The 22,684-nt window shown below is 72.3% G+C and carries 20 protein-coding genes and 1 pseudogene; 13 read left to right on the top strand and 8 right to left on the bottom strand.

The window, feature by feature from the left end; all coding sequences use genetic code 11:
* Positions 1–66 precede the first annotated feature (66 nt).
* Positions 67–816 (top strand): annotated as a pseudogene (locus tag K933_RS13825) (response regulator); the annotation flags it as partial.
* Positions 817–989: 173 nt separating this feature from the next.
* Here the strand turns inward: K933_RS13825 and K933_RS13820 are convergent.
* The gene (locus tag K933_RS13820) at positions 990–1,895 is read right to left on the bottom strand and encodes an MTAP family purine nucleoside phosphorylase (protein ID WP_023395363.1); all 906 of its coding nucleotides are present in this window, start codon (positions 1,893–1,895) and stop codon (positions 990–992) included.
* 341 nt (positions 1,896–2,236) lie between these two features.
* On the opposite strand from K933_RS13820, the gene K933_RS13815 reads away from it, so the two are divergent.
* The 4 genes from K933_RS13815 (at position 2,237) to K933_RS13800 (ending at position 7,432) form a co-directional block, all read left to right on the top strand.
* Complete coding sequence (locus tag K933_RS13815; protein ID WP_023395362.1) at positions 2,237–3,661, top strand: serine hydrolase; 1,425 nt, start codon at positions 2,237–2,239, stop codon at positions 3,659–3,661.
* Between the two features lie 134 nt (positions 3,662–3,795).
* Complete coding sequence (locus K933_RS13810; RefSeq protein WP_023395361.1) at positions 3,796–5,223, top strand: amidohydrolase; 1,428 nt, start codon at positions 3,796–3,798, stop codon at positions 5,221–5,223.
* A 116-nt stretch (positions 5,224–5,339) separates the two neighbouring features.
* On the top strand, positions 5,340–6,569 hold the full coding sequence (locus K933_RS13805) for an MFS transporter (protein ID WP_023395360.1): 1,230 nt from the start codon (positions 5,340–5,342) through the stop codon (positions 6,567–6,569).
* A 131-nt stretch (positions 6,570–6,700) separates the two neighbouring features.
* Positions 6,701–7,432, top strand: a complete 732-nt coding sequence (locus K933_RS13800) for a fumarylacetoacetate hydrolase family protein (protein ID WP_023395359.1) — start codon at positions 6,701–6,703, stop codon at positions 7,430–7,432.
* A 118-nt stretch (positions 7,433–7,550) separates the two neighbouring features.
* On the opposite strand, the gene K933_RS13795 is transcribed toward K933_RS13800, so the two are convergent.
* Positions 7,551–8,309 carry a DUF7504 family protein gene (locus K933_RS13795; RefSeq protein WP_049947883.1) on the bottom strand — a complete coding sequence of 253 codons (759 nt, stop codon included), beginning with the start codon at positions 8,307–8,309 and terminating at the stop codon, positions 7,551–7,553.
* Positions 8,310–8,513: 204 nt separating this feature from the next.
* On the opposite strand from K933_RS13795, the gene K933_RS13790 reads away from it, so the two are divergent.
* Complete coding sequence (locus tag K933_RS13790) at positions 8,514–9,860, top strand: M28 family peptidase (protein WP_023395357.1); 1,347 nt, start codon at positions 8,514–8,516, stop codon at positions 9,858–9,860.
* A gap of 93 nt (positions 9,861–9,953) precedes the next feature.
* On the opposite strand, the gene K933_RS13785 is transcribed toward K933_RS13790, so the two are convergent.
* Both K933_RS13785 and K933_RS13780 read right to left on the bottom strand, forming a co-directional pair.
* Entirely contained in the window at positions 9,954–10,847 is an 894-nt protein-coding gene (locus K933_RS13785; protein ID WP_023395356.1) for an SMP-30/gluconolactonase/LRE family protein, read from the bottom strand.
* Positions 10,848–10,907: 60 nt separating this feature from the next.
* On the bottom strand, positions 10,908–11,381 hold the full coding sequence (locus K933_RS13780) for a universal stress protein (protein ID WP_023395355.1): 474 nt from the start codon (positions 11,379–11,381) through the stop codon (positions 10,908–10,910).
* A gap of 594 nt (positions 11,382–11,975) precedes the next feature.
* Here K933_RS13780 and K933_RS19565 point away from each other — a divergent pair.
* Both K933_RS19565 and K933_RS13775 read left to right on the top strand, forming a co-directional pair.
* Positions 11,976–12,137 carry a DUF7563 family protein gene (locus K933_RS19565; RefSeq protein WP_449240089.1) on the top strand — a complete coding sequence of 54 codons (162 nt, stop codon included), beginning with the start codon at positions 11,976–11,978 and terminating at the stop codon, positions 12,135–12,137.
* A complete protein-coding gene (locus K933_RS13775; RefSeq protein ID WP_023395354.1) occupies positions 12,134–12,850 on the top strand; it encodes a helix-turn-helix domain-containing protein in 717 nt (238 codons plus the stop codon). The genes K933_RS19565 and K933_RS13775 overlap by 4 nt, the downstream gene beginning before the upstream one ends.
* Before the next feature lie 156 nt (positions 12,851–13,006).
* Here K933_RS13775 and K933_RS13770 read toward each other — a convergent pair whose 3' ends face one another.
* Together K933_RS13770 and K933_RS13765 are read right to left on the bottom strand one after the other, a co-directional pair.
* Positions 13,007–13,264, bottom strand: coding sequence for a PRC-barrel domain-containing protein (locus K933_RS13770; protein ID WP_023395353.1), 258 nt, complete (start codon positions 13,262–13,264; stop codon positions 13,007–13,009).
* 102 nt (positions 13,265–13,366) lie between these two features.
* Positions 13,367–14,716, bottom strand: coding sequence for a CapA family protein (locus K933_RS13765; RefSeq protein WP_023395352.1), 1,350 nt, complete (start codon positions 14,714–14,716; stop codon positions 13,367–13,369).
* Between the two features lie 173 nt (positions 14,717–14,889).
* Here K933_RS13765 and K933_RS13760 point away from each other — a divergent pair, with 173 nt between their 5' ends.
* A complete protein-coding gene (locus tag K933_RS13760; protein WP_023395351.1) occupies positions 14,890–15,891 on the top strand; it encodes a DUF7544 domain-containing protein in 1,002 nt (333 codons plus the stop codon).
* A 471-nt stretch (positions 15,892–16,362) separates the two neighbouring features.
* Positions 16,363–17,808, top strand: coding sequence for an MATE family efflux transporter (locus K933_RS13755; RefSeq protein WP_023395350.1), 1,446 nt, complete (start codon positions 16,363–16,365; stop codon positions 17,806–17,808).
* Positions 17,809–17,852: 44 nt separating this feature from the next.
* Here K933_RS13755 and K933_RS13750 read toward each other — a convergent pair whose 3' ends face one another.
* A complete protein-coding gene (locus K933_RS13750; RefSeq protein WP_023395349.1) occupies positions 17,853–18,809 on the bottom strand; it encodes an AEC family transporter in 957 nt (318 codons plus the stop codon).
* Between the two features lie 127 nt (positions 18,810–18,936).
* On the bottom strand, positions 18,937–19,650 hold the full coding sequence (locus K933_RS13745; protein ID WP_023395348.1) for a phosphoribosyltransferase: 714 nt from the start codon (positions 19,648–19,650) through the stop codon (positions 18,937–18,939).
* A 365-nt stretch (positions 19,651–20,015) separates the two neighbouring features.
* On the opposite strand from K933_RS13745, the gene dapA reads away from it, so the two are divergent.
* The 3 genes from dapA to K933_RS13730 are packed head-to-tail and all read left to right on the top strand — an operon-like array spanning position 20,016 to position 22,611.
* Positions 20,016–20,954, top strand: coding sequence for a 4-hydroxy-tetrahydrodipicolinate synthase (gene dapA / locus K933_RS13740; protein ID WP_023395347.1), 939 nt, complete (start codon positions 20,016–20,018; stop codon positions 20,952–20,954).
* Positions 20,951–21,769, top strand: a complete 819-nt coding sequence (gene dapB, locus K933_RS13735; RefSeq protein WP_023395346.1) for a 4-hydroxy-tetrahydrodipicolinate reductase — start codon at positions 20,951–20,953, stop codon at positions 21,767–21,769. The genes dapA and dapB overlap by 4 nt, the downstream gene beginning before the upstream one ends.
* The gene (locus tag K933_RS13730; protein ID WP_023395345.1) at positions 21,766–22,611 is read left to right on the top strand and encodes a 2,3,4,5-tetrahydropyridine-2,6-dicarboxylate N-succinyltransferase; all 846 of its coding nucleotides are present in this window, start codon (positions 21,766–21,768) and stop codon (positions 22,609–22,611) included. Before dapB ends, K933_RS13730 begins: the two co-directional genes overlap by 4 nt.
* The last annotated feature ends 73 nt before the right edge of the window (positions 22,612–22,684 follow it).

The raw sequence follows: 22,684 nt of genomic DNA, 5'->3' as shown, positions 1-22,684 counted from the left end.
ACGGGTATTTTTCCGGTAATTACGCGGCCCCGAAATAGTTATGATAGCCGGGTTCCTGTATCGGTCATGGGTTCCGGCGACACCGACTCGCTGTCGATACTCCACGTCGACGACGACCCGTCGCTGGGGTCGCTCGTGAAGCTGTATCTCGAACGCGAGTCGAGCGGACTCGACTGTACCGTGACGACCGAGACGGCGCCCGACGCCGCACTCGACCGCATCCGCGCGGCCGACACCGGGTTCGACTGCGTGATAAGCGACTACGATATGCCGAGGATGAACGGCGTCGCGTTCCTCGAGGCGGTCCGCGGGACGCACCCCGAGTTGCCCGTGTTGCTGTTCTCGGGCGAGGAGACCAACGAGGTGGCCGCGGAGGTGATCCAGGCGGGGCTGACCGACTACCTCCGGAAGGGGTTGGACACCGACCAGTACACGATGCTGATCCGCCGGGTCGAACACGCGGTCGCGGGGGGCGGCCAGTTCGACACCGAGGCCGAGACCGAACTCGACGGGGTGGGGGTCGTCGGCGCCGACAGCCGGTTCGAGGAGGCCGACGCGACGTACGCGTCGATGTACGGCTACGACGCCGACGAGGTGGCGGGGAGACACTGGTCGGAACTCCACCCCGAGGAGGAGGTGGAGCACATCAGGACCCACGTGCTGCCGGTGGTCGAACACGGCGGCGAGTGGAGCGGCCGCTCGGTGGGACTGCGGTCGGACGGGAGCACGTTCACCGAGTCGAAGATGGTGACCGCCCTCGACGACGGCCGCCTGCTGATCGCCGTCTCGCAACTCGACGACGCCACGCTGGTCGACGACGCGGACGGGGGTACCGAATCCGAACCCGACCCCGACCCCGACGCGGGCGCCGGGACCGACGCGGGTCCGAACGCGGACGGGGGCGCCGGTGCCGGCGCCGACGTCGACTCCGGGTTCGCCGACGGGGGACGCGTCGACTCGGTCGAGACCGACGGCGGGAGCGACCGAACTCAGTCGAGGTAGTCGCCGATCAGCGGCTCCAGCCGCGCTCTGGTCTCGTCGGGTATCGCCTCGGTCGGGGTGTTGATCGTCCCCTCCAGCGAGCCGTGCGCCTCACACTCCAAGTCGTCCGGGAACGTCTCGATGGCGCGTTCGACGGTCTCTTTGATCGCGGTCTCGTTGGCGGCGGCGTTGTCGAGCACCTCCCCGAGGCTCACCTCGCTGTCGGCCTTCCAGACGTCGTAGTCGGTGACGCCCGCCAGCGTGGCGTACGCCATCTCCGCCTCGCGGGCGAGTTTGGCCTCGGGGATCGCGGTCATCCCGACGACGTCCCACCCCTGCGACCGGTAGAACTCCGACTCCGCCTCCGTCGAGAACTGCGGTCCCTCGATGCAGACGTACGTGCCGCCCTCGTTCACGTCGGCGTCGGTCGCCTCGCGGGCGGCGTCGGCGAGGTGGGCGGCGAGAGCCGGCGAGTACGGCCGCGCGAACCCCTGGTGGACGACCACCCCGTCGCCGTAAAACGAGAGGTCGCGCCGCTTCGTCCGGTCGTATATCTGGTCGGGGACGACGAGCGTCCGCGGCGGGAGGTCCTCCCGGAGCGACCCGACCGCGTTGCTCGCGAGGACGTACTCGACGCCCGCCTGCTTCAGCGCGTAGATGTTCGCCCTGTACGGCAGGTCGGTCGGCGACCGGCCGTGGTCGGGACCGTGCCGCGGGAGGAAGACGACCTCCCGGCCGGTGTCGTCGGACTCCGTCCGACTGCCAGAGGCGCTTCGCGCCTCGCTGTCGCCGAACTCGCCGATTTCGAGGGGCGCGCTGGGGTCGCCGAACGGCGTGGTCACGTCCTCGGTGCGCGTGTTCGACAGCGGGAGCGCCTCGTAGATACCGCTGCCGCCGATGAACCCGATCGTCATTGGTCGTTCGCCGGGTTCGGCCGACGGGTGCTAAAGCGTGCGGGTGCGGCAATCCCGGGGGCGCGTGCGCGAGTTCGACCGACCGAGTCGACGCCCGCGGCCGGCCGGCGGACCGAACGCGGCCACCGACGGCTCGCCGCACACCTCGACGCCGACTCCGTACTCGAGGCGATAGACGACGACCGGATCCGCGCGGACCTCCCCGACTCCGCGGGAGCAAGCGCCCCCCGAGGGGTGACCCGCCGGGGCGCGCGACCCGGATGGGGACCGCCCGGAACCGGGCGGGACCGACGGCTTTCCGCGAGCCGAGGCTATTTGTGACTCCGGCTGTCTCCCCCACCGTGTCAACCAGTAGCGACCCCGACGGACTCGACCCGGACGTCCGGCGCCGGGTCGAGTCGTACGTGACCGAGTGGATGAGCGACGACGGCGTGCCGGGCGCGAGCGTCGCCGTCGTCGAGGGGGCGGACCTGCGCTACGCCGAGGGGTTCGGCGCGCGCGACCTGGCGGACGACCGCCCCGCGACGCCCGACACGCTGTACGGTATCGGCTCGTGTACGAAGTCGTTCGTGGCGACGGCGACGCTCCAGCGGGCGGCCGCGGGCGACCTCTCGCTGTCGGACCCGGTGAGCGACTACCTCCCCCACCTCGACGACGCGCCGGGCGACCCGGTGACGCTCGCCGAACTCCTGAGCCACACGTCGGGGATGCCCAGCGACGGGAACCTCTCGGCGCTGGTGACCCGGCTGACCGACATCGGCGACGCCAACGTCCCGCTGACGAGCGACGCCGACTTCCGCCGGCACGTCGCCGACAGCGCCGACGAGCGCTACACCGCCGCCGACCACTTCTTCTACTACAACACCGGGTTCACGCTGCTCGGAAAGGTCATCGAGGAGGTGACGGGCACCGACTTCCCCGACTACCTCCGCGAGCACGTGTTCGACCCGCTGTCGATGGAGCGGTCGGGGTTCGACCCCGACGCCGTCGCCGCGGACGACGACCGCATGACCGCCTACTACGAGACGGACGACGGCTGGGAGGAGGGGAGCCTCGGCTTCGCCGAGGCGATGGACGCCCCCGGCGGGCTGGTGAGTTCGGTCACCGAGACGTCCCGCCACCTCCGGATGTTGATGGGCGGCGGCGCGTTCGACGGCGAGCGGGTGCTCCCCGCGGAGGCCGTCGAAGAGATGACGACGCCGCGGGTGACCCGCTACGAGACGGTCGGCGGCACCGAACGCGAGTACGGCTACGGGCTGTCGGTCCAGCCGTTCTGCGGCGACACGCTCGTCGGCCACGGCGGGATGATGGGGACGACCACCGCGTTCCTCGGCTGGCTGACCGACGCCGAGGTGGGCGTCGTCGTCGCGTGCAACACCGCCCCCGACCACCACCCGACGGTCGCGGGCCACGCGGTGCTGTCGATACTCGACGGCCGCGACCCCCACGAGGCGGTGGGTCGGCTCGCGCTCGAACGCGCGGCCGACGCCGTCGTCGGCGAGTACGAGTCCTACCGGGGCGTCCAGACCGCGACCGTCGAGCGCGAGGGGACGACCCTCTCGGTCGAGGTGGAGGGCCGGCTGGGCGACCGGTCGCTCACGCTGTTCCCCGAGGTCACCGACGACCCGACCGACCCGACGTACTACGCGGTCGACGGCGACAAGCGGGTGACCGTCGAGTTCGTCGACGGTCCGGACGACGGGGAGGGGGACGGCGGGACCGACATGCTCCTCCAGCGGTGGCGGCTCCACCGACGACACGAGTAGTCCCGCGAGGCCGCGGCTGCGGCGCCGAACGGTCCCCGAGCGGGGTCGACGAAGCGGGGGCGGGCGCGCCGGCGACTCCGGGGGGATTCCGCCGCGAGACGGGGTTTCATTACGAACCGGGAGTACCCGGGCGTGTGACCAAGCAGGACGTGTTCGACCGGATAGACGAGGAGGAAACACACCTGAAAGCGATCGCACGGGAGATATGGCAGACGCCCGAGCTGGGGCTCCACGAGGAGGAGTCCGCGCGGGTCCTCGTCGAGGCGCTCGAGGACGGCGGGTTCGACGTGGAGACGGGGGTTGGCGGGATGCCGACCGCGTTCGTCGCCGAGTACGGCGAGGGATCGCCGCGGGTCGGCATCCTCGGCGAGTACGACGCGCTCCCGGGGCTCTCACAGCGGGTCGCGTCCGAGCCGGACCCCGTGGAGGCGGGCGGGCCGGGTCACGGCTGCGGGCACAACCTGTTCGGGACGGCGGGCGTGGGCGCGGCGCTCGCGCTGACCGACGCCGTCGACGCGGGCGAACTGGAGGGGACGGTCGCCTTCTTCGGCTGTCCGGCCGAGGAGACGCTGGTCGGCAAGACGTACATGGCGCGGGCGGGCGCGTTCGACGACCTCGACGCCGCGATGACGTGGCACCCGGGCGACCTCAACACCCCGCGGATGGGGTCGTCGAACGCGCTCAACTCCCTCGTGTTCGAGTTCGAGGGGGAGGCCGCACACGCGGGCGGGTCGCCCGACTCGGGGCGGAGCGCGCTCGACGCGGTCGAACTCCTCAACACGGGCGTCGAGTACATGCGCGAACACGTCTCGGACGACGCCCGCCTCCACTACTCGATCCCGAACGGGGGGATGGCGCCGAACGTCGTCCCCGCGGAGGCGTCGGTGTGGTACTACGTCCGCGCGCCCACGCGCGATGAGGTGGAGCGCAACACCGAGTGGCTCCGCGACATCGCGGGCGCGGCGGCGACGATGACACAGACCGAGGTGGACGAACGGTTCCTGACGGGCTGTTACGACTACCGCGCGAACGACGTGGTGTCGGAGACCATCTGGGAGAACATGGAGGCGGTCGGTCCGATCGACTACGACGACGAGGACCGCGCGTTCGCCGCGGAGTTGCAGGCGACGGTCCCCGACGACCGCATCGAGTCGCGGCTGGCGGACCTCCCCGACGAGACGGCCGAGACGATTCGCGGGGAGGCGCTCTACTCCGACCCGGTCGCGCCGTTCGACCACGACCAGCAGACCCACGGCTCGACCGAGGTGGGCGACGTGAGCTACATCACGCCGACCGGACAGTTCCGCGGGGCGACGTGGCCCGTCGGCACGCCCGGCCACTCGTGGCAGGTGGTCGCGGCCAACGGCGACTTCGGGCTGAAGGGGGTGGCGTTCGCGGCGAAGGTGCTCGCGGGCGCGACGTACGACCTGCTGGCCGACCCCGACCGGGTCGCCGCGGCCAACGAGGAGTTCGACGCCGAGGTCGGACGGGACGCCTACGAGACGCCGCTCCCGGAGGACGCGGAGCCGCCGTTCGACGTGACCGCGATGGGGGCGGACTGAGTGGGTCGCGCCGGGACGGCGAATCGAGGGTCGCGCCGGCCGCCCGCGGTCGGTCGACCCCGCCCCGGACGGCCGCGGGCCCGCGGGTCGACCGGCCGGCGACCGCCCGCGGGAGCGTGAGCGGGAGCGCGGGGACGACCGACCACGCGGGTGCCGCCGAGTCGGAACCCGAACGGCTGGTGACGGGCTACTCCGGTCGCCTGCTGCTCGCGGTCTCGCTGGGGTGGACCTCGATACAGGGGGGTCGGCTCCTGCTGTCGCCGCTGTTGCCGGCGATCAGCACCGACCTCGGGCTGTCGAGCACGCGCGCCGGGGTCGCGATCACCGTCGTCTGGGGGCTGTACGCGCTGTTGCAGTACCCCAGCGGCCGGCTCTCCGACCGGCTGTCCCGGACGACGCTGCTCGTCGGGGGGCTGTGTCTGGCGTGCGTGGGGTTTCTCGCGCTCGCGGCCGCGACGACGTACCCGGCGCTGCTGGCGGGCGCGGCGGTGGTCGGTCTCGGCGCCGGTCTCTACCCGACGCCCGCGCGGGGGCTGGTGTCGGATCTCTTCGTCGAGCGACGGGGGCAGGCGTTCGGCATCCACACCGCGTCGGGCGACCTCGGCGGGGTGGTCGCCGCGGGGCTGGCGACGCTCGTCCTCGCCGTGGCGACGTGGCGCGCGGGGTTCCCGCTCGTGGTCGCGGTGCTCGCGGGGGTCGCGCTCGCGCTCCACGTCTGGAGCCGCGAGGGGTACGTCCTCGAACGGGTCGGCCTCGCGGTCGGGGAGACGGGCCGGCGGCTGTTCGCGGAGCCGCGGCTGCGGTGGCTGCTCGTCGCCTACTCGCTGTACGCGTTCTCGTGGCAGTCGGCCGTCAGCTTCCTCCCGACGTACCTGCAGGCGGGCAAGTCGTTCTCGCCGGCGCTCGCGAACGCCGGGTTCGGCGCGCTGTTCGTGGTGGGCGCGGTCGTCAAACCGCTCGCGGGCGCGGTGGGCGACCGGTTCCGGCGCGACCTCGTGGCGCCGGCCGCGCTCGCGCTCGCGGCCGTCGCGCTCGCGGGCGTGGTGGTCGCGTCGACGCCCGCGCTCGTGGTGGTCGGGGTGGCGTGTTTCGCCGCCGGGCTGATGGCGTACCCGCCGGTGATGCAGGCGTACCTGATGGACTCGTTCCCCACCGACAGCATGGGCGGCGACCTCGGGGCGATGCGGACGTTCTACATCGGTCTCGGCGCGCTCGGACCCACGTACGTCGGGGCGGTCGCCGACGCGTTCGACTACCGGGTCGCGTTCGCGGGGCTGGTGGGCTGTCTGTTCGTCAGCACCGGCCTCGTCCTCGTCGGCGGTCGCGCCGGACGGCGAGCGGCGTGAGCCGACGCGTCCCGGACCGGCGGGCGCCGTCCGCCTCCGCCGACGCCGACGCGAGTCGAACCGCCGACGCGGCGGCCGACGGTGCCCCGAGGCGAACGCTTTTCCCGTCCGATCCGGAGTATCGGGACGATATGAGACGCGCGAGGTTCCGCGACGCCGCCGGGAGCGTCCGGACGGGCGAGTGGACCGACGACGGGATCGAGTTCGGCGGCGAGACGTACGACCCCGACGAGGTGGACGTGCTCGCGCCGGTCGAACCGACGAAGATCGTCTGCGTCGGGCTCAACTACCGCGACCACGCCGAGGAGACCGACTCCGACCTGCCCGACCGGCCGCTGCTGTTCTTGAAGCCGCCGAACACCGTCTCGGGGCACGGCGACACCGTCACGCTCCCCGCGGGGAAAGACCGCGTCGACTACGAGGCGGAACTCGGCGTCGTGATCGGCGAGCAGTGCCGCAACGTCCCGGCCGACGAGGCGGAGGAGGTGATCGCGGGCTACACCTGCGTGAACGACGTGTCGAACCGCGACGACCAGCGACGGGAGCAAAACTGGGTGCGCGGCAAGGCGTTCGACAACGCCGCCCCCGTCGGCCCGGTGGTCGCCGACCCCGAACACCTCGTCGATGACGCCGGGATCGCCCTCCGGGTGAACGGCGAGACCCGTCAGGAGTCGACCATCGACGAACTCGTCTTCTCCGTCCCGGAACTGGTCGAGGAGATAACCACCTACCTCACGCTGGAGGCGGGCGACGTGATCGCAACCGGCACCACCGCCGGCGTCGGACCGCTCTCGGACGGCGACAGCGTCGAGGTGGAGGTCGAGGGCGTCGGCGTCCTCGAACACTCGGTCGCGGTCGAGTAAGCCGGCCCGGCCGCGCCGGTCGGACCGCCGAACCGCTCGCCCGGCGCGAGACGGGCGGTCCCGACGCGCGCGAACGAGTCGGGGACGCGCCGCCCGGGTCGACGTCGCATAGCCCGGTTCAGAGGGTGGACCAGCCGGTCAACCGCCGGCCCGGTACCCGCCAGCGCTGCTGCGTCTCGCCGGTCTCGCCGTCGACGCGGAGTTCGACGACGACGTCGAGTTCGTCGCTCCCGTGGTACAGTTGGCTCACCACCGGGTCGTCGAGCGGACTCCGGCCGCGTTCGATCTGCCGCGGGTAGTGGACGTGGCTCAGGCCGCGGCGGTCGTGGACCGCCCCCAACACCGTATCGAGCACCTCGGGCGCGTCGGGCACGTCGTGGTCGAACACGTCCCAGCGGTGGAGGCCGAACCGGAACGTCAGCGGGCCGCTCACGCCCGGTCGGCGCCGCTCGACCGACCGGACCGCGTCGAGTATCGCCGCCTCGATGCGGTCGCGGTCCACGCTCCCGTCGTCGAGTCGGGATGGCTCCGCGGGTCCGCCGGGGGTCGCGGTGGCCGCCCGTCCCCGGGCGACGTTGGGGAGGGTCACCACCTCGTGGGCCGGGTGGTCCGCCCCGAGTTCGCCCGGGAACCACCCGTCGGGCGCGGCCGGCGGACACGTCAACAGCACCGTCCGCAGACGGGGGTTGTCGGGGGCGCCGAACAGCTTCCGGGTCTCCTCGCGGTAGCGCTCGGTCGGGACGTGGCCGGTGACCAGACAGCCCAGTCCGTCGGCGGCCAGGCTCCGGAGCCGACTCCGCAACCCCGTCTCCGCGGGTTCCCCGACGGACGCCGTGCGGGACGCCGGAGACTGCCCCGCCGACCCTGATACTTTCATATTGGGGACTTACTGTTTTAGGTGAAAAGTGTTCGGAAGTAGCGGGCTGTCGCCGCCCGCCGCGGGAGGGTCAGTTCGGGCCGGCGTCCCCGGGTTCGCGGTCGGATACCGAGCGCGTATCGGAGGGGTGGCGACCCGGCCGCCGTTCGGGGTCCGGCTTTCCGGATGCCACAGGTTGATTGGGCGTTCACCGCGAGAGGGTCCATGACACGACTTCCCAACCGGGTCGTCGGCGACGCGTACACGAGCGAGTTCCACTGGACGCTCCTCGAAGACCTGGTCGACATCGGCAACCGGATGGCCGGACAGGCGGGCGAGCGCGAGGGCGCCGAACGCGTCGCCGAGGCGTTCGAGGCGGCGGGACTCCGCGACGTGCACCTCGACGAGTTCGACGTCCCCGGCTGGTGGCGCGGGTCGTCGACGCTCCGGACGACCGGCGCGCACGACCGGACCTACGAGAAGGACTACGAGGTGATCGGGCTGCCGGGCACCCCCGCGGCGGCGGCGACGGGCGACCTGGTCGACGTGGGGTACGGCCGACCCGAGGAGTTCGACGCCGCCGACTGCGAGGGGGCGGTCGTCCTGACGACCAGCGAGACGCCCGCCGACTACGGCCGGTGGATCCACCGGATGGAGAAGTACAGCTACGCGGTCGAGGCGGGCGCGGTCGGGTTCGTCTTCGCCAACCACCTCGACGGCTGCCTCCCGCCGACGGGCGAGGTGGGGTACGGCAACCGCCCCGGTCCGATCCCCGCGGTCGGCGTCTCGAAGGAGGTGGGGGCGCAACTGCGCCGGCACGTCGGCGACGACCCGACGGTCTCGCTCGACGTCGACGCGCGGAACGAGCCGACGACGTCGGTCAACACGGTCGGCGAACTCGGGCCGGACACCGACGAGGCGGTGCTGGTGACGGCGCACGTCGACGCCCACGACATCGCGCCCGGCGCGAACGACAACGGCGCCGGGACGGTGCTGGTCGCCGAGATAGCCGGACTCCTCTCGGCGGTCGAAGGCAACCTCGACACGCGCGTCCGGTGTACGGTGTTCGGCTCCGAGGAGATCGGACTCCGCGGCGCCTACCACGAGGCGGCGACGCTCGACCTGGACGACGTGAAGGCGGTCGTCAACATCGACGGCGCGGGCCGCGACCGCCAACTCGACGTGCGGACCAACCGGTTCGACGCCCTCGAGGACGTGTTCGAGACCGTCACCGACGGTCTCAAGGTTCCGCTGTCGACGAGTTCGACCGTCAGCCCCCACGGCGACCAGTGGGCGTTCGTTCAGGAGGGCGTCCCCGGGCTGATGGCGTCGTCGACCAACCCGGACAAGAGCGGGCGCGGGTGGGGCCACACCCACGCCGACACGCTCGACAAGGTCGACGTGCGCGACCTCCGCGAGCACGCGGTCGTCCTCGCGGAGGCGGTCTACGAGTTGGCCGACGCCGACCGCGAGGTGCCGCGCCGCTCGCGCGAGGAGGCCCGCGACCTGATCGACGAGGGGTACGAGCGGGAACTCCGGGTCGGGGGTCGGTGGCCGTACGACGACTCGTAGGTCGGATACCCGATACGTTCCGGGTCGAGTCGGTCGGCTGTCGGTTCCGCTCGCGCGTGAAAGTGGGGTCGGTGGACGCTCGGCGCGACCGCGCTACTCGGTGGCGACGCTCGACCGGAACGCCGGGCGGCCGGCGACGCCGTCGGGCGCCTCGAACCGGAACAGCGCGCCCGCGCCGTCGCCCTCGGCCGGGCGGTCGGCGCCGCCGGCGGTGGTGACGTACACGTCCCGGAGGTCGTCGCCGCCGAAGACCGGACACGACACCTTCCGCGCGGGCAGCGACAGCCGGTCCCGCTCCGTCCCGTCGGCCCCGTACCGGACGACCGCGCCGCCGTTCCACCGCGCCGACCAGAGACCGTCGTCGTCGTCGATGGTCAGGCCGTCGGGGACGCCGTCGTCGGGGTCGGTCTCGACGAACGGCTCCGGGTTCGAGAGGTCGCCCGTCGCGCGGTCGTAGTCGTACGCGTACACCACGTGCGCCTCCGACTCGGTCACGTACATCGTCTCGAGGTCGTCGGTGAACGCCATCCCGTTGGGGATGTCGAACCCCTTCCCGTCGGCGACCACGTCGACCGAGACGCCGTCGCCGTCGGACTCGACGCGGTAGAGGCGGCCGAGTTCGTCGTCGGTCGGCATCGTCCCCGCGTACACCCGGCCCTCGGGGTCGGCTATCACGTCGTTGAACCGGGTGTGGGTCGCCGACTCGACGGTGGTGACGTGTTCGGGGTCGCCCTCCCCCGGGTCGAACCGTTCGACCCGTCCGGCCGCGCGGAACAGCAGGAGCGCGCCGTCCGCCTCGACGGTGGCGCCGCCGAGTGCGTCGTCCTCGTCGAGGAGGAGTTCGTACCCCGCCTCGTCGGCGGTCGTTCGAAACAGCCGGCCGTTCGGGATGTCACACCAGTAGAGCGCGCGTTCGTCGGGGTGCCAGACGGGTCCCTCGCCCGTCGAACAGCGCGTGTCGGCGACACGTTCCGGGGTGGCGTCCATGCGCGGAGTCGACCCGCGGCCGGGATAAACGTACTGTCCCCCCGCCGGACCCCCTCGGGCCTACCGGTCGTACCCCTCTTCGGTCATCGAGACGGTGACGAGACCGTCGAAGTTGAGGAGGAGTCGCTGGGTCATGTCGCCGAACAGGGCTTTCCCGGTGGGCGACCGCCGACGGCCGTGGACGAACACGTGGTCGCTCCCCGCCGAGTCGGCGGTGTCGATGATCTCGTCGGCCCTGTCGTCGGGTTCCGCGACGGCGACGTGACACTCGTACGCTACGTCGTCGCCGATCAGCGGGTCGACGAACTGCTGGAGCGACGACCGGTGCCCCTGGAGGATGGTGTTCTCGCCGTACGAGACGTTCTCCACGTTACCGATCGTCCCCAGCGTCTCGGCGTCCTCCTCGAACGTCTCGGGGCTGATGAACGACAACACGAGGAGTTCGGCGCCGCTCCCCCGGGCGTACGCCGCCGCTTCGCGTACCAAACTCTCGAACGCGTCCGTCGGTTCCACCACCACCAGCGCGTGGTCCATGCGCAGTCCAATAGCCGGCTATCATATGAATCTATTGCTAGAATTCATCGCCGATTCGCGGCGTGGTTCCGTCCCGATCCGCCGATATCGGCGGGTTCGACCCGCGTTCCCGCCGGCCGAGCGACCCGTCGACCGTTACAGACATACCCCTGTAATCATCACGCAGACGAAACGATCGGCGACACGGACGGCGTCCGAGGCTGCCGACGCGGGCGGCGTGAGAGCGGCGACGCGCGGGTGACACCGGGTGACGTGCGGCGGGGACGAGTCGGACCAGCGACCGGCGATCGAACGTGAACTTATCGACCGGTTAACCGGGAGTACGCGGTAGTAAATCCGGGAGATCACGCCGCGTGCGCCGGGGTCGCCCCGACCGTGGAACCGGGGAAGAACGGTTCGAAACAGTTGAGCCGACGACGTTTGATCCGTCGTTTCCGCTCGGCGGGGGCGAAACCGTCACCCGGCGGAGGGCCAGATTCGGCCGTATTCAGCCGAAACGAACGTTACCGTGATCGTACACGGCGCAAACGTTCGGGACCGACGTATCAGTATAACCGGGGGCTTCCCGTCGGATGAGACCCGGAGCGATACCAAATGCCAGACTGTGACAACTGCGGCGGGTTCGTGACGGAGCGCTACGTGCGCGTGTTCGCGCCGACCGGCCGGACGTCGGTACGGGCGTGTCCTCAGTGTGAGGACGCCGTCCGGAGCGGGGGGACGGTGCGGCGCACGCGGGCACACGGGGGAGACGGATGAGCCGGACCGAGCGACCCGGCGCCGACGGGGGTGAGGCGGCGCTCGCACCCGCGCGGACGAACCTCGCCCGGTTCTCACTGGCGGCGGAGGCGGTCGGACTCGCCGGCCTGTTCGACCGCGACCCGGACGCCAGCGCCGAGTTGGAACCCGCGGTCGCCGCGCCCGACGACCTGGGGCTGCTGGTGGTCCGGACGGAACGACTCACCCGGGACGCGGTCGACGAGGCGCTCCGCGCGGACCCCGCACTCGACCGGGCCGAGCGGTTCGGCGGCTGCGACGACGCCTGGGAGTACGGGATCCGGTGGGCCGACGCGACGCGGCGGCTGGTCGGGCGGGTCGTCGGCGAGGGGGCGGTCGTCTCCTCGGCGACGGCGTGCGGCGGCCGGTGGTACCTCCGGGTCACCTCGCGCGACCGGTCGACGCTGCTCGACGTGCACGAACTCCTCGGCGAGTTCGACCCGAGCGCCGACTGCCTGAGCGTCACCACGCTCGACGGGAGCGAGCAGTCCGCCCGGTGCGTCCTCACGGAGAAGCAGCGGCGGACCGTGATGGCCGCCTTCGAGGCGGGCTACTACGACGTCCCCCGGCGGGCGACCACCGAGGAGATCGCCGAGGACCTCGGCGTGAGCCACCAGGCGCTCTCCGAGCGGTTCCGGCGCGCGCACGCCGAGTTGGTCCGCGCGCACCTCCCGGTCGAAGACGACGCCGAGTAGGCGCGAGGCGGCGCCGCGCCGGCGTCGGCCGACCCCCGTCGCGCGGCGGGACCCCGCCCGCGGTGTCCCCCTTCTCCGGCCCTCCGGCGTCGAGCGGCGCGGACGCGCGACCGCGAACGGCCGGTGGCGGTCGCCCCGCCGCGGTCCGGGTACCGACTACCGGTTGCCGTGGAGGTAGACGCCGTTCTCGTCGCGTCGGTCGACGTGTTCGCCCCGGAGTTCGTGCGACTCGTCGCCGTCGTTCCAGCCGAGGAACTCGCGGATCTCGTCCGTGGCGCTCTCCTCGTCGTCGTCGCCGCGGCGGACGCGGGCGGTGTTCTCGTTCTCCGCCACCTCGCTGATGGTCCCGATGCGGGTTCCGTCCGAGGTGTACACCGGCTTGTCCCGGTCGTCGTCGCTGAAGTTCCGTGCCATCGTACCCCACTGAAGGGTCCCGGAGGGGTAGTCGCTCGGCCTGCGTGCGCGCACGTCGGGGCCGACGAGGCGCGACGACGGCGGGGCCGACCCGGTCCGGTCTCACGGCGAGACGACGCCGACGCCCGACCCGACGGCGATATCGGTGCCGTACGGCTCCGAGAGGTCGGCCAGGTCCGCGAGGACCCGCGCCGCCGTCTCCCCCTCGGCGAGGCGCGGGCGGCCGCGGCTCCCGCGCGGCGCGTCGTAGCCGAGTTCGACCGGGTGGAGGTCGACCCGCTCCACCCCGCCGTCGCCGAACGTACAGACGGGGACGACCGACTCCCAGAACGCCCGGTCGGCGGGGAAGCCGGTCCGCTCGCCGTCGTCGTCGACCGCGCGGGCGTCGAACAGGTCGGCCGGGAGCGCCCGCTGGGTGTCGAGGTCGTACCGGTCGTACAGTTCCGCGGGGAGCCGCGTCACCGTCTCGTTTTGCATGGCGAAGTCGCCGAGGCTGTAGAACACCGGCGCCCCCTCGTACACCTCCACCCCGCGGAGGACGTGCGGGCCGTGGCCGACGAACGCGTCCGCGCCGGCGTCGATACAGTCGCGCGCGAACGACTCGACGAACGGCGCCACCGTGGGGTCGTTGCGCTCGACGCCCGCTCCCTCGTGGGCGTGGAGGCTCGCGACGACCCAGTCGGCCTGTCGGGCGGCGGCGTCGACCCGCGCGAGCACCGCCTCGCGGTCCGCCTCCGAGGGGGTGCGCTCGACGCGGTACTCGTCGCCCGGGACGAACCGGAGGTGCTCGCCCCGCCCGACGTTGAGGAGCGTCAGCCCCTCGCCCTCCTCGTCCCCGCCGGACACCGGGAACCCCTGCTCCTCGCGCCGCTGTTTGAACGCCTCCATCCCGAGCGCGTCGCTCAGGTCGCGGAGCCGGTCGTACTCCTCCGCGGGGACGACGTACTCGGCGGACAGCGACAGCGGCGACAGCCCCGGCCGACCCCGCATATCGGGGCGCTGCTCGCCCGCGGTCGACCCCGGGGTGACCGTCGAACACGCGGCCACGAGCGCGACCCGGCCGGCCGGCGTGTCGACGTACGCCGGCGCGCGCGCGTCGCTCAGCGTCCGCCCCAGCCCCGCGTACGGCAGGTCGCGCGCCTCCAGCGCGCGCATCGTCGCCTCCATCCCGCCGTGGGAGTAGTCGCCGGTGTGGTTGGTGGCGGCCGCGAACAGGTCGAACCCCGCCCACGAGAGTTCGTCCGCGACCCACGGCGGCGCGCGCATGTACGTCCCGCCGCTGTCGGCGGCGGGGTAGCCCTCGTAGTCGTGGAGCAGGACCTCCAGGTTGACCACCGCGGCGTCGGTGCCCCGGATCCGACCCGCGAGCGCGTCGAGTCCGTCGTCCGCGGCGGTCGAGAGCCGCCGGGTGAGTATCGCGTCGCCCGCGGCCGCCAGCGTGAATCGTGGCACGGTACCGCCTCGCACGCTCGGGACAAATCCCTTTCAGAGCCTGCGGGGACTGCCTGCTTCCGGCGGTCGGTCGCCGGCGGGAGCCGACGCGGCGACCGTCCGGCCAGTAATGGATTCGATTTCCCCTCCGAGTGGTAACAGTAGTTAGTAGCCGTGACTGCCGCAGGTCGGGTATGTCCCTCTACGCGCTCGACAACCTCGACGACGCGCTGGACGCGACCAGGGGGTTGCTCACCCCCGTCGACCGGACGACGTGGGCGAAACTCGCGTTCGTCACGCTGTTCGTCGCCGGTCCCGGCGGCACCGGCGGGTTCCAGTACACCTCCGGTGGCGGCACCGCCGACCCGGGCGGCGGGCCGGGCGTGGGACTGCCCGACGTCGGGGTGGAGGTGTGGACGCTCGTCGCCGCCGTCGTCGGCGTCGCGGTGCTGTTCGCGCTCGCGTTCGGGTTCGTCGGGTCGGTGATGGAGTTCGTCCTCGTCGAGTCGCTCCGGACGCGGCGCGTGACCGTCCGCGACTACTGGCGGCGTCGGTGGCGACAGGGACTCCGGCTGTTCGGCTTCCGACTGGCCGTCGGCCTGCTCGTGGTCGGGGGGACGTTGCTGCTCGCGGCGCCGTTCCTCCTCCCGCTGGTCGGGGGTGGCGGGTTCGACGGCGCGTCGCTCGCGCTCGTCGTACTGTTGCTCCCCGTGTTCGTCGTCTTCACCGTCGCCGTCGGACTCGTCGACGGGTTCACCACGGCGTTCGTCGTCCCCGTGATGGTGCTCGACGACCGGGGCGTGCTCGCGGGGTGGCGGCGGCTCTGGCCGACCATCACCGCCCACTGGACGCAGTACCTCGCGTACGCCGTCGTGAGCTTCTTCCTCTCGCTGGTCGGCGGGGTGGTCGTCGCCGTCGCGGCGGGCGTACTCGCGCTGGCACTGCTGATCCCGTTCGGCCTGCTGTTCGCGCTCGGGGTCGGCCTGTTCGCCCTCGTCGAACCGGTCGGGGTCGTCACCCTCGTCGTCGTCGGCGTCCTGTACGCGCTCGCGGTGGTCGCCGCCGCCGCCGTCGCGGGGATGCCCGTCCAGGTGTACCTCCGCTACTACGCGCTGTTGGTCCTCGGCGACGTCGACCCCCGACTCGACCTGATCCCCGACCAGCGGGCCGCGGTGCGCGACGCCGACCCGGCCTGAACGGTCGGATAGCGGTGTAGAACTAGTATCTGATACCTTTCGGGACGGGGAACGAGCGAGAAGTCGACGAACGCGCCCGTTCCGACGCTCGAAACCGAACGACGGCTCTGCGGACGAGCGTGTCGTAACGGCGTGGTCCTCCCTCGGTATCGGCCGGCCCGATTCGTCACTCGGTCCCGACGCACGACCGCGGTCCGGTGGGCCGTCCGAGCGGTTCGCGCTCCCCTCGGGCGTGCGGCGTCGGCCCGGGCGCCGCGCGCCGGTCCGGGGAGCCGAGACGCCTATGACTGATCCCTGCCAGATTCGGCGGTCGACCCGGCAATCGGTGCCGACGGTTTCGCGCCGGAAACGGGGCATTACCGCACGAGGGGACGGCCGTCGCACGCCCCAACCGGGTTCGGTTTCCGCCCCGGATGCGGCACGATACCACGTGTTAGGAGGATTCAATACCACCGCGTCCGTCGTAGGCACATGACCGGTCCCCAGACGCGGAGCGGCGCGGGCGACCTGACGCAGGGGGACCTCCTCCGGCCGATGTTGCGCGTGGCGTGGCCGCTCGTCGTCATCCAACTGCTGCAGGTAATGTACAACGTCGCCGACACGTTCTGGCTCGGCCGGCTGTCGGCGGACGCGGTGGGCGCGCTCTCGTTGGCGTTCCCGCTGGTGTTCCTGTTCATCAGCGTCGGCGGCGGCTTCACCGCCGCGGGCGCGATCCTCGTCGCCCAGCACACGGGCGCGAGCGCGGCCGCGGGCGACGAGTACGGCGACCGCACGGCCGGCCACGTCGCCGGCACGACGATGGGCGTGGTGATGCTGGTCTCGCTCGTCATCGCCGTCGTCGGCTACCTCTCGGTCGAGTCGCTGCTGGGGCTGTTGCCCGCGAGCGCGGCGACCGCGGACGTGATCGTGCCGCTGGCGGGGTCGTACATGCGGGTGTTCTTCCTCGCCATGCCGTTCCTGTTCGGCTTCTTCGTGTTCACGGCGCTGATGCGCGGCTACGGCGACACCCGCGGGCCGATGCGCGTGATGTTCCTCTCGGTCGCGCTCAACGTCGCGCTCGACCCGGTGTTGATCTTCGGGTGGGGTCCCGTCCCCGCGTTCGGCATCGAGGGGGCGGCGTGGGCGACGCTGGTCGCGCGGGCGGCCGCGACGGTCGTCGGCTGGTACGTCCTCTTCGGCACGTCCGCCGGCCCGGACGTGCGGTTGGGCGACCTGGTGCCCGAACTCGACATCGTCCGCGACGTGGTCCGGTTGGGCGTCCCCACCGGTTTAGAGCAGTCGGGCACCGCGTTCGCGTTCGTCGTCCTGACCGCGATGGTGTCGACGTTCCCCCCCGCGGTCGTCGGCGCGTACGGGCTGGGCAACCGGATGGTGTCGCTGGTCTTCCTGCCGGCGATGGGGCTGTCGCAGGCGGTCAACACGGTCGTCGGGCAGAACCTCGGCGCGCGTCGCGACGACCGGGCGTGGCGCGCGGTCCGGGCGGCGCTGACCGCGGTGGTCGCGGTGATGATCCCGGTCAGCCTGTTCGCCGCGGCGTTCCCCGGGCCGATCGTCGAGGTGTTCCTCCCCGCCGAGGGCGCCGACGCCGCCGCGACGGTCGGCTACGCGTCGACGTACCTCCGGACGGCGGCGGTGATGTTCGCGTTCACCGGCGTGTTCGAGGTGGGCCGCGGCGCGTTCCGCGGCGCGGGTCGGACGACCACCGCGCTGGTGTTCTCGCTGATCGCGCTGTGGGGCGTGCGCGTCCCCGTGACCTACCTGCTCGCGTTCGAGTACGGCTGGGGCACCACCGGCATCTGGTGGGCGGTCGTCGCGGGCGACGTCGTCGGCGCGGTGCTCGTCCTCGGCTGGCTCCTCCACGGCACGTGGACCAAGACGGTCGTCGACGGGCCGCGCGGCGCTCCGACCGACGACTGAGCCGACCCCCGGTTTCGTCCCGGTTCTCGCCGTTCGTCACTCGTTCACACCAGCGCTCCGCCCTGCAACACCGCGATCAGGCCGGTCAGCAGCGGCAGCGACACCAGCGTCGACACCAGGACGACGGTGCTGACGTACTCGGGGATGGAGACGCCGCCGATCCGGAGGTCGCCCGCGAACTCGCCGACGAGGATGACGGGCGTCACCGCCGCGGGCATCGCGGTTTCGAGGACGTACACCCGCGCGACTGTCGGGTCGGGGAACCCCACCGCGAGCGCGATGCCGACGCCGACGACGGGGGCGACCCCCATCTTGAGCGCGGTCGGCACCACCGCTCCCGAGAGCGCGGCGCCGTAGTCGGTCCGCGACAGTTGGATCCCGAGGATGACGAGCATCACCGGGATGGAGGCGTCGCCGACGAGTTGGAGCGTCGTCATCGGGGTGGAGTCGACCGGCGGGAGGACGTCGAGCGCGCGCGCCGCGAACGCCGCGGGGACCGCCCAGACCAGCGGGATCCGGAACACGCGCTTGACGCCCGCGAGACCGCCGCCGCCGCCCGCGCGGGAGGCGACGTAGACGCCGACCGTGTACGTCATCACCGAGTGGACCGCCAGAAAGAGGACCGCGGCCGCGCGCCCGCCGTCCGGGAACGCGAAGTCGGAGAGGGGGATGCCGTAGTTGCCGCAGTTGGCGAACGTCGCCGACAGCACGAGCGCCGAGCGTCGCGGTTCGGTCTCGCCGAGGAGACGGGCGACCGCCTCCGCGACGACCACCATCCCGACGACGTACGCCGCGCCCCCGAGCGCCATCTTGGCGATCGTCTCGCCCGAAAACGAGGAGGTGGCGAGGCTGTGAAAGACGAGCGCGGGCGCGAGCACGTACACCACGAGCGTGTTGAGCGGTCCGGGGTCGGTCGACTTGCCCCGACCCAGGAGGAACCCCACCGCGGAGATGGCGACGATGGGGAGCACCGCGCCGGCGAAGATGTCGAGGAGCGCCACGCCGGAGCGACGGCACCGCCCGACAAGAGGCGTTCGGAACCGGCGGTCGGACCGGAGCGTCGCCCCGCCCGCGGCGGGTCTCCCGCGCCGTCGGTGCCGGTGGCGACGCCGTGGTCGGCCCGCGCGGCTACTCGTCGGTACCGGGGTCGGGGTCGACCAGCCGGTAGCCGTCGCCGCTCTCGCGGACCACGTCGCGGCGCACCATCTCGGTCAGCACCTCGTCGAGTCGGCCGGGCTGGGCGATCTCCATCTCGATCCGGTCGATGCCGTGGACCTCCGCGAGGTAGTGGCGGACCCGCTCGCGCGAGAGGGTGGTCTCGTCGGCCTGCTCCATCGCGCCTGACACCAGGTCGACCATGTCCTCGATGAAGTTCCACGGGTACACCATCCAGGTCCACTCCTCCAGCCGCTCGCCGACGTAGTCGGGTTCGAACTCGGAGGTCTGGAGCAGTTGGAGCGTCGCCGTCCGGACCTCGCCGGCGTCGCGGTCGACGACGTACTCGTGGGCGCGCTTGATCGACCCGCCGGTGTCGGCGATGTCGTCGATGATGAGCACGTCCTTCCCCTGGACGCTCCCCTCGGGCATCGGGTAGCGGACGGTCGGCTCGCCCGACTTCTGTGCGGTGCCGACGTAGTGTTCCATCTTGAGGCTCGTGAGGTCGTCGAGTCCGAGGAAGTCGCAGACGTTCCGCCCGGCGAACCAGCCGCCGCGCGCGAGCGCCACCACCACGTCGGGTTCGAACTCCGCGGCCTTCACGTCGTCCGACACCTGCCGGCAGAGGTCGTAGATGTACTCCCAGTTGGTGATCGTACAGTCGAAGTCGTCCGGGAGGTCGCTCATTACGTTCGACCTGACGCCGGACCGCCTAAAAGGGTTTACAGGTGCGCTCGCGGCGGGTGACCCGCGGCGTCCGTCCCCGAGCGGGGGAGAAACTGCCGTCGTCGGAACGTATTTGCCCGTCGAACCCCAGCGGTGGGGTATGCGGGACACGCCGCGGTCGGGCGCGCTCGGGGTCGCCGAGCGCCGCCTCCGCCGCGCGTCCTCCGCGCTCTCGACCGCGGTTTTCTCGGGTCGGAGCGGTCGGAAACCCAAACGCGCGTAGGGACGCTCCCGGCGGGCGTGGCACCCCCGTCGCGGGCGGCTTCGGTGCGGAACGCGCGGACCGACTCACCATCACCACACACGGAACCCGGAGACGGACACAGATGACCATCGACCACGACACGTTCGCCGGCGTCTACCCGGCGATGACCACCCCCTTCGCGGGTGACGACCGAAGCCGCATCGACCACGACCAACTCGCCGCCGACGCCCGCCGACTGGAGGCCGCGGGCGTCGACGGACTCGTCCCGGTGGGTTCGACCGGCGAGTCCGCGACGCTGACCCACGACGAACACGCCGCGGTCGTCGAGACGGTGGTCGGCGCCGTCGACGTGCCCGTCGTCGCGGGCGCGGGGTCGAACTCGACGCGGGAGGCGCTCGACCTCTCGGAGCGCGCCGCGGAGGCGGGCGCGGACGCGCTGTTGCACATCTCGCCGTACTACAACAAGCCCGAACCCGCGGGGCAGGCGGAGCACTACCGGACGCTCGCGGACGCCGTCGACCTGCCGCAGGTCGTGTACAACGTCCCCTCGCGCACCGGGTCGAACCTCGACCTCGATACGGTCGTCGACCTGGCTACACACCCGAACGTGCAGGGGTACAAGGCGGCGTCGGGCGACGCGGGCCGGATCTCGGAGCTGATCGAGCGGACCCGCGAGGAGACGTTCGACGTGCTCTCGGGCGACGACGGCATGACGCTCCCGATGCTGTCGGTGGGCGCGACCGGCGCCATCAGCGTCGTCGCCAACGTCGAACCCGAGCGGACGGGCGAACTCGTGCGGGCGGCGCTCGCCGACGAGTTCGACCGCGCGCGGCGCCTCCACCACGAACTCGGGCCGCTGACGCGCGCGCTGTTCGCGGAGACGAACCCCATCCCGGTGAAGGAGGCGATGGAACTCCGCGGCTACGGTCCCGCCGCGGTCAGGCCGCCGCTGACCCGCGCGAGCGAGGCGACGCGCGAGCGCCTGCGCGACCTGCTCGCGGAGTTGGACCGGGAACGCGACGACGCGGCGCGCGCGGACGCCCCGGGGGGCGGCGCGTGACGCTCCGGGTCGCCGTCACCGGCGCGGGCGGGCGGATGGGCCGGGAGGTGCTCGCGGCGGTCGACGACCGCGAGGACTGCGTGGCCGCCTTCGCCGTGAACCGCTCGCCGACCGACCCCGTCGCGGGCGTCGAGGTGGCCGACGCCGCCGACCTGCCGGACCTGCTCGCGGAGCGCGACCCCGACGCGCTGGTCGACTTCACCGGTCCCGACTCCAGCGTCGACTACGTCGCCGCCTGCGCGGAGGCGGGCGTGCCGGCGGTCGTGGGGACGACCGGGTTCGCCGACGACCACCGCGACGCGCTGGCGGACGCGGCGGAGTCGGTCCCCGTGCTCCGCGCGTCGAACTTCTCGCGCGGCGTCGCGGCGCTCCGGCGGGCGGTCCGCGCCGCGGCGGGCGCGCTCCCCGGCTACGACGTGGAGGTGACCGAGACCCACCACGACGGGAAGACCGACGCCCCCAGCGGAACCGCCAAGACCCTGCTGGCGGACGTGGAAGCCGAGCGGCCCGACCTGACCGAGCGAGTGCACGGCCGCGAGGGCGACCAGCCCCGGACCGAAAGCGAGATCGGCGTCCACGCCCGCCGCGCGGGCGACGTCGCGGGCGAACACGAGGTGTTGCTCGCGGGCGACGAGAACGTGCTCGAACTCACCCACCGCGCGGGGAGTCGGCGGGTGTTCGCCGCGGGCGCGCTCGACGCCGCGGCGTGGCTCGCCGGCCGCCCGGCCGGCGCGTACGACTTCGAGGACGTACTCGACGCGGACGACGGACCGACCGGGACGACCGGAACGACGGAGGAGACTCAGACACGATGACGACGACGCTCGAATCAGCCATCGACGACCTGTGGCACCGCTACGACGACGGACTCACCGCCGACGACGCGACCGACGCGGACCGCGCGCTGTTGGACGAGTTCCTCGACGAACTCGAAGCCGGCGCGGTCCGGGCGGCGACCCGGACCGGTGACTCGCTCGACTCGTGGGCGGCCAACGAGTGGGTCAAGCGGGGGGTCCTGCTCAACTTCGGGCTGCGGGGGACCGAGCGCCGCGAGTACGGCGGCGTGGGCTACTACGACGTGCTCCCGCTGCGCGACACCGACGACCTCGAAGCGAACGGCGCGCGCAACACGCCCGACGGGACGGTGATGCGCCGGGGCGCCCACCTCGGCGCGGACGCCATCATGATGAGTCCCTCGTTCGTGAACGTCGGCGCGTACGTCGGCGACGGCACGCTCGTCGACTCGTGTGACACCGTCGGCTCCTGTGCGCAGGTTGGCGACGACGTGAAGTTGGGCGCGAACACGCTGGTCGGCGGGGTGCTGGAACCGGTCGAGGACGCGCCCGTCGTGATCGAGGAGGGCGTCTCGCTCGGCGCGGGCTGTCGGGTCACCTCGGGGTTCCGGGTGGGCGCGGACTCCGTCGTCGGCGAGAACACGCTGTTGACCCCTCGGATCCCGGTGTACGACCTCGTCGAGGAGGAGGTGGTCTACGGTCACCTCCCGCGCGAGCGGCGCGCGTTCACCCGGTTCGTGGAGTCGAGCGTGAGCGACCACGACCTGTTCGAGGGCGGCGCGTACAAGCCCGCCGTCGTCGCCACGAGCGTCGAAGAGGAGACGCTGGAGGCGACCCGGCGGGAGGGGGCGCTCCGGGAATGACGCCCGACGCGGCCACCGCGGCCGGCGCCGGCGACGCGCGCGCGGCGGGCGACGAGGGCGGCGCCGACGGGAG

The organism is Candidatus Halobonum tyrrellensis G22 (genome assembly GCF_000495475.1).
GTDB classification, from domain to species: domain Archaea; phylum Halobacteriota; class Halobacteria; order Halobacteriales; family Haloferacaceae; genus Halobonum; species Halobonum tyrrellense.
Note: the sequence above shows the minus strand (reverse complement) of the source record. Positions and strands in the feature narration are given on the sequence as shown.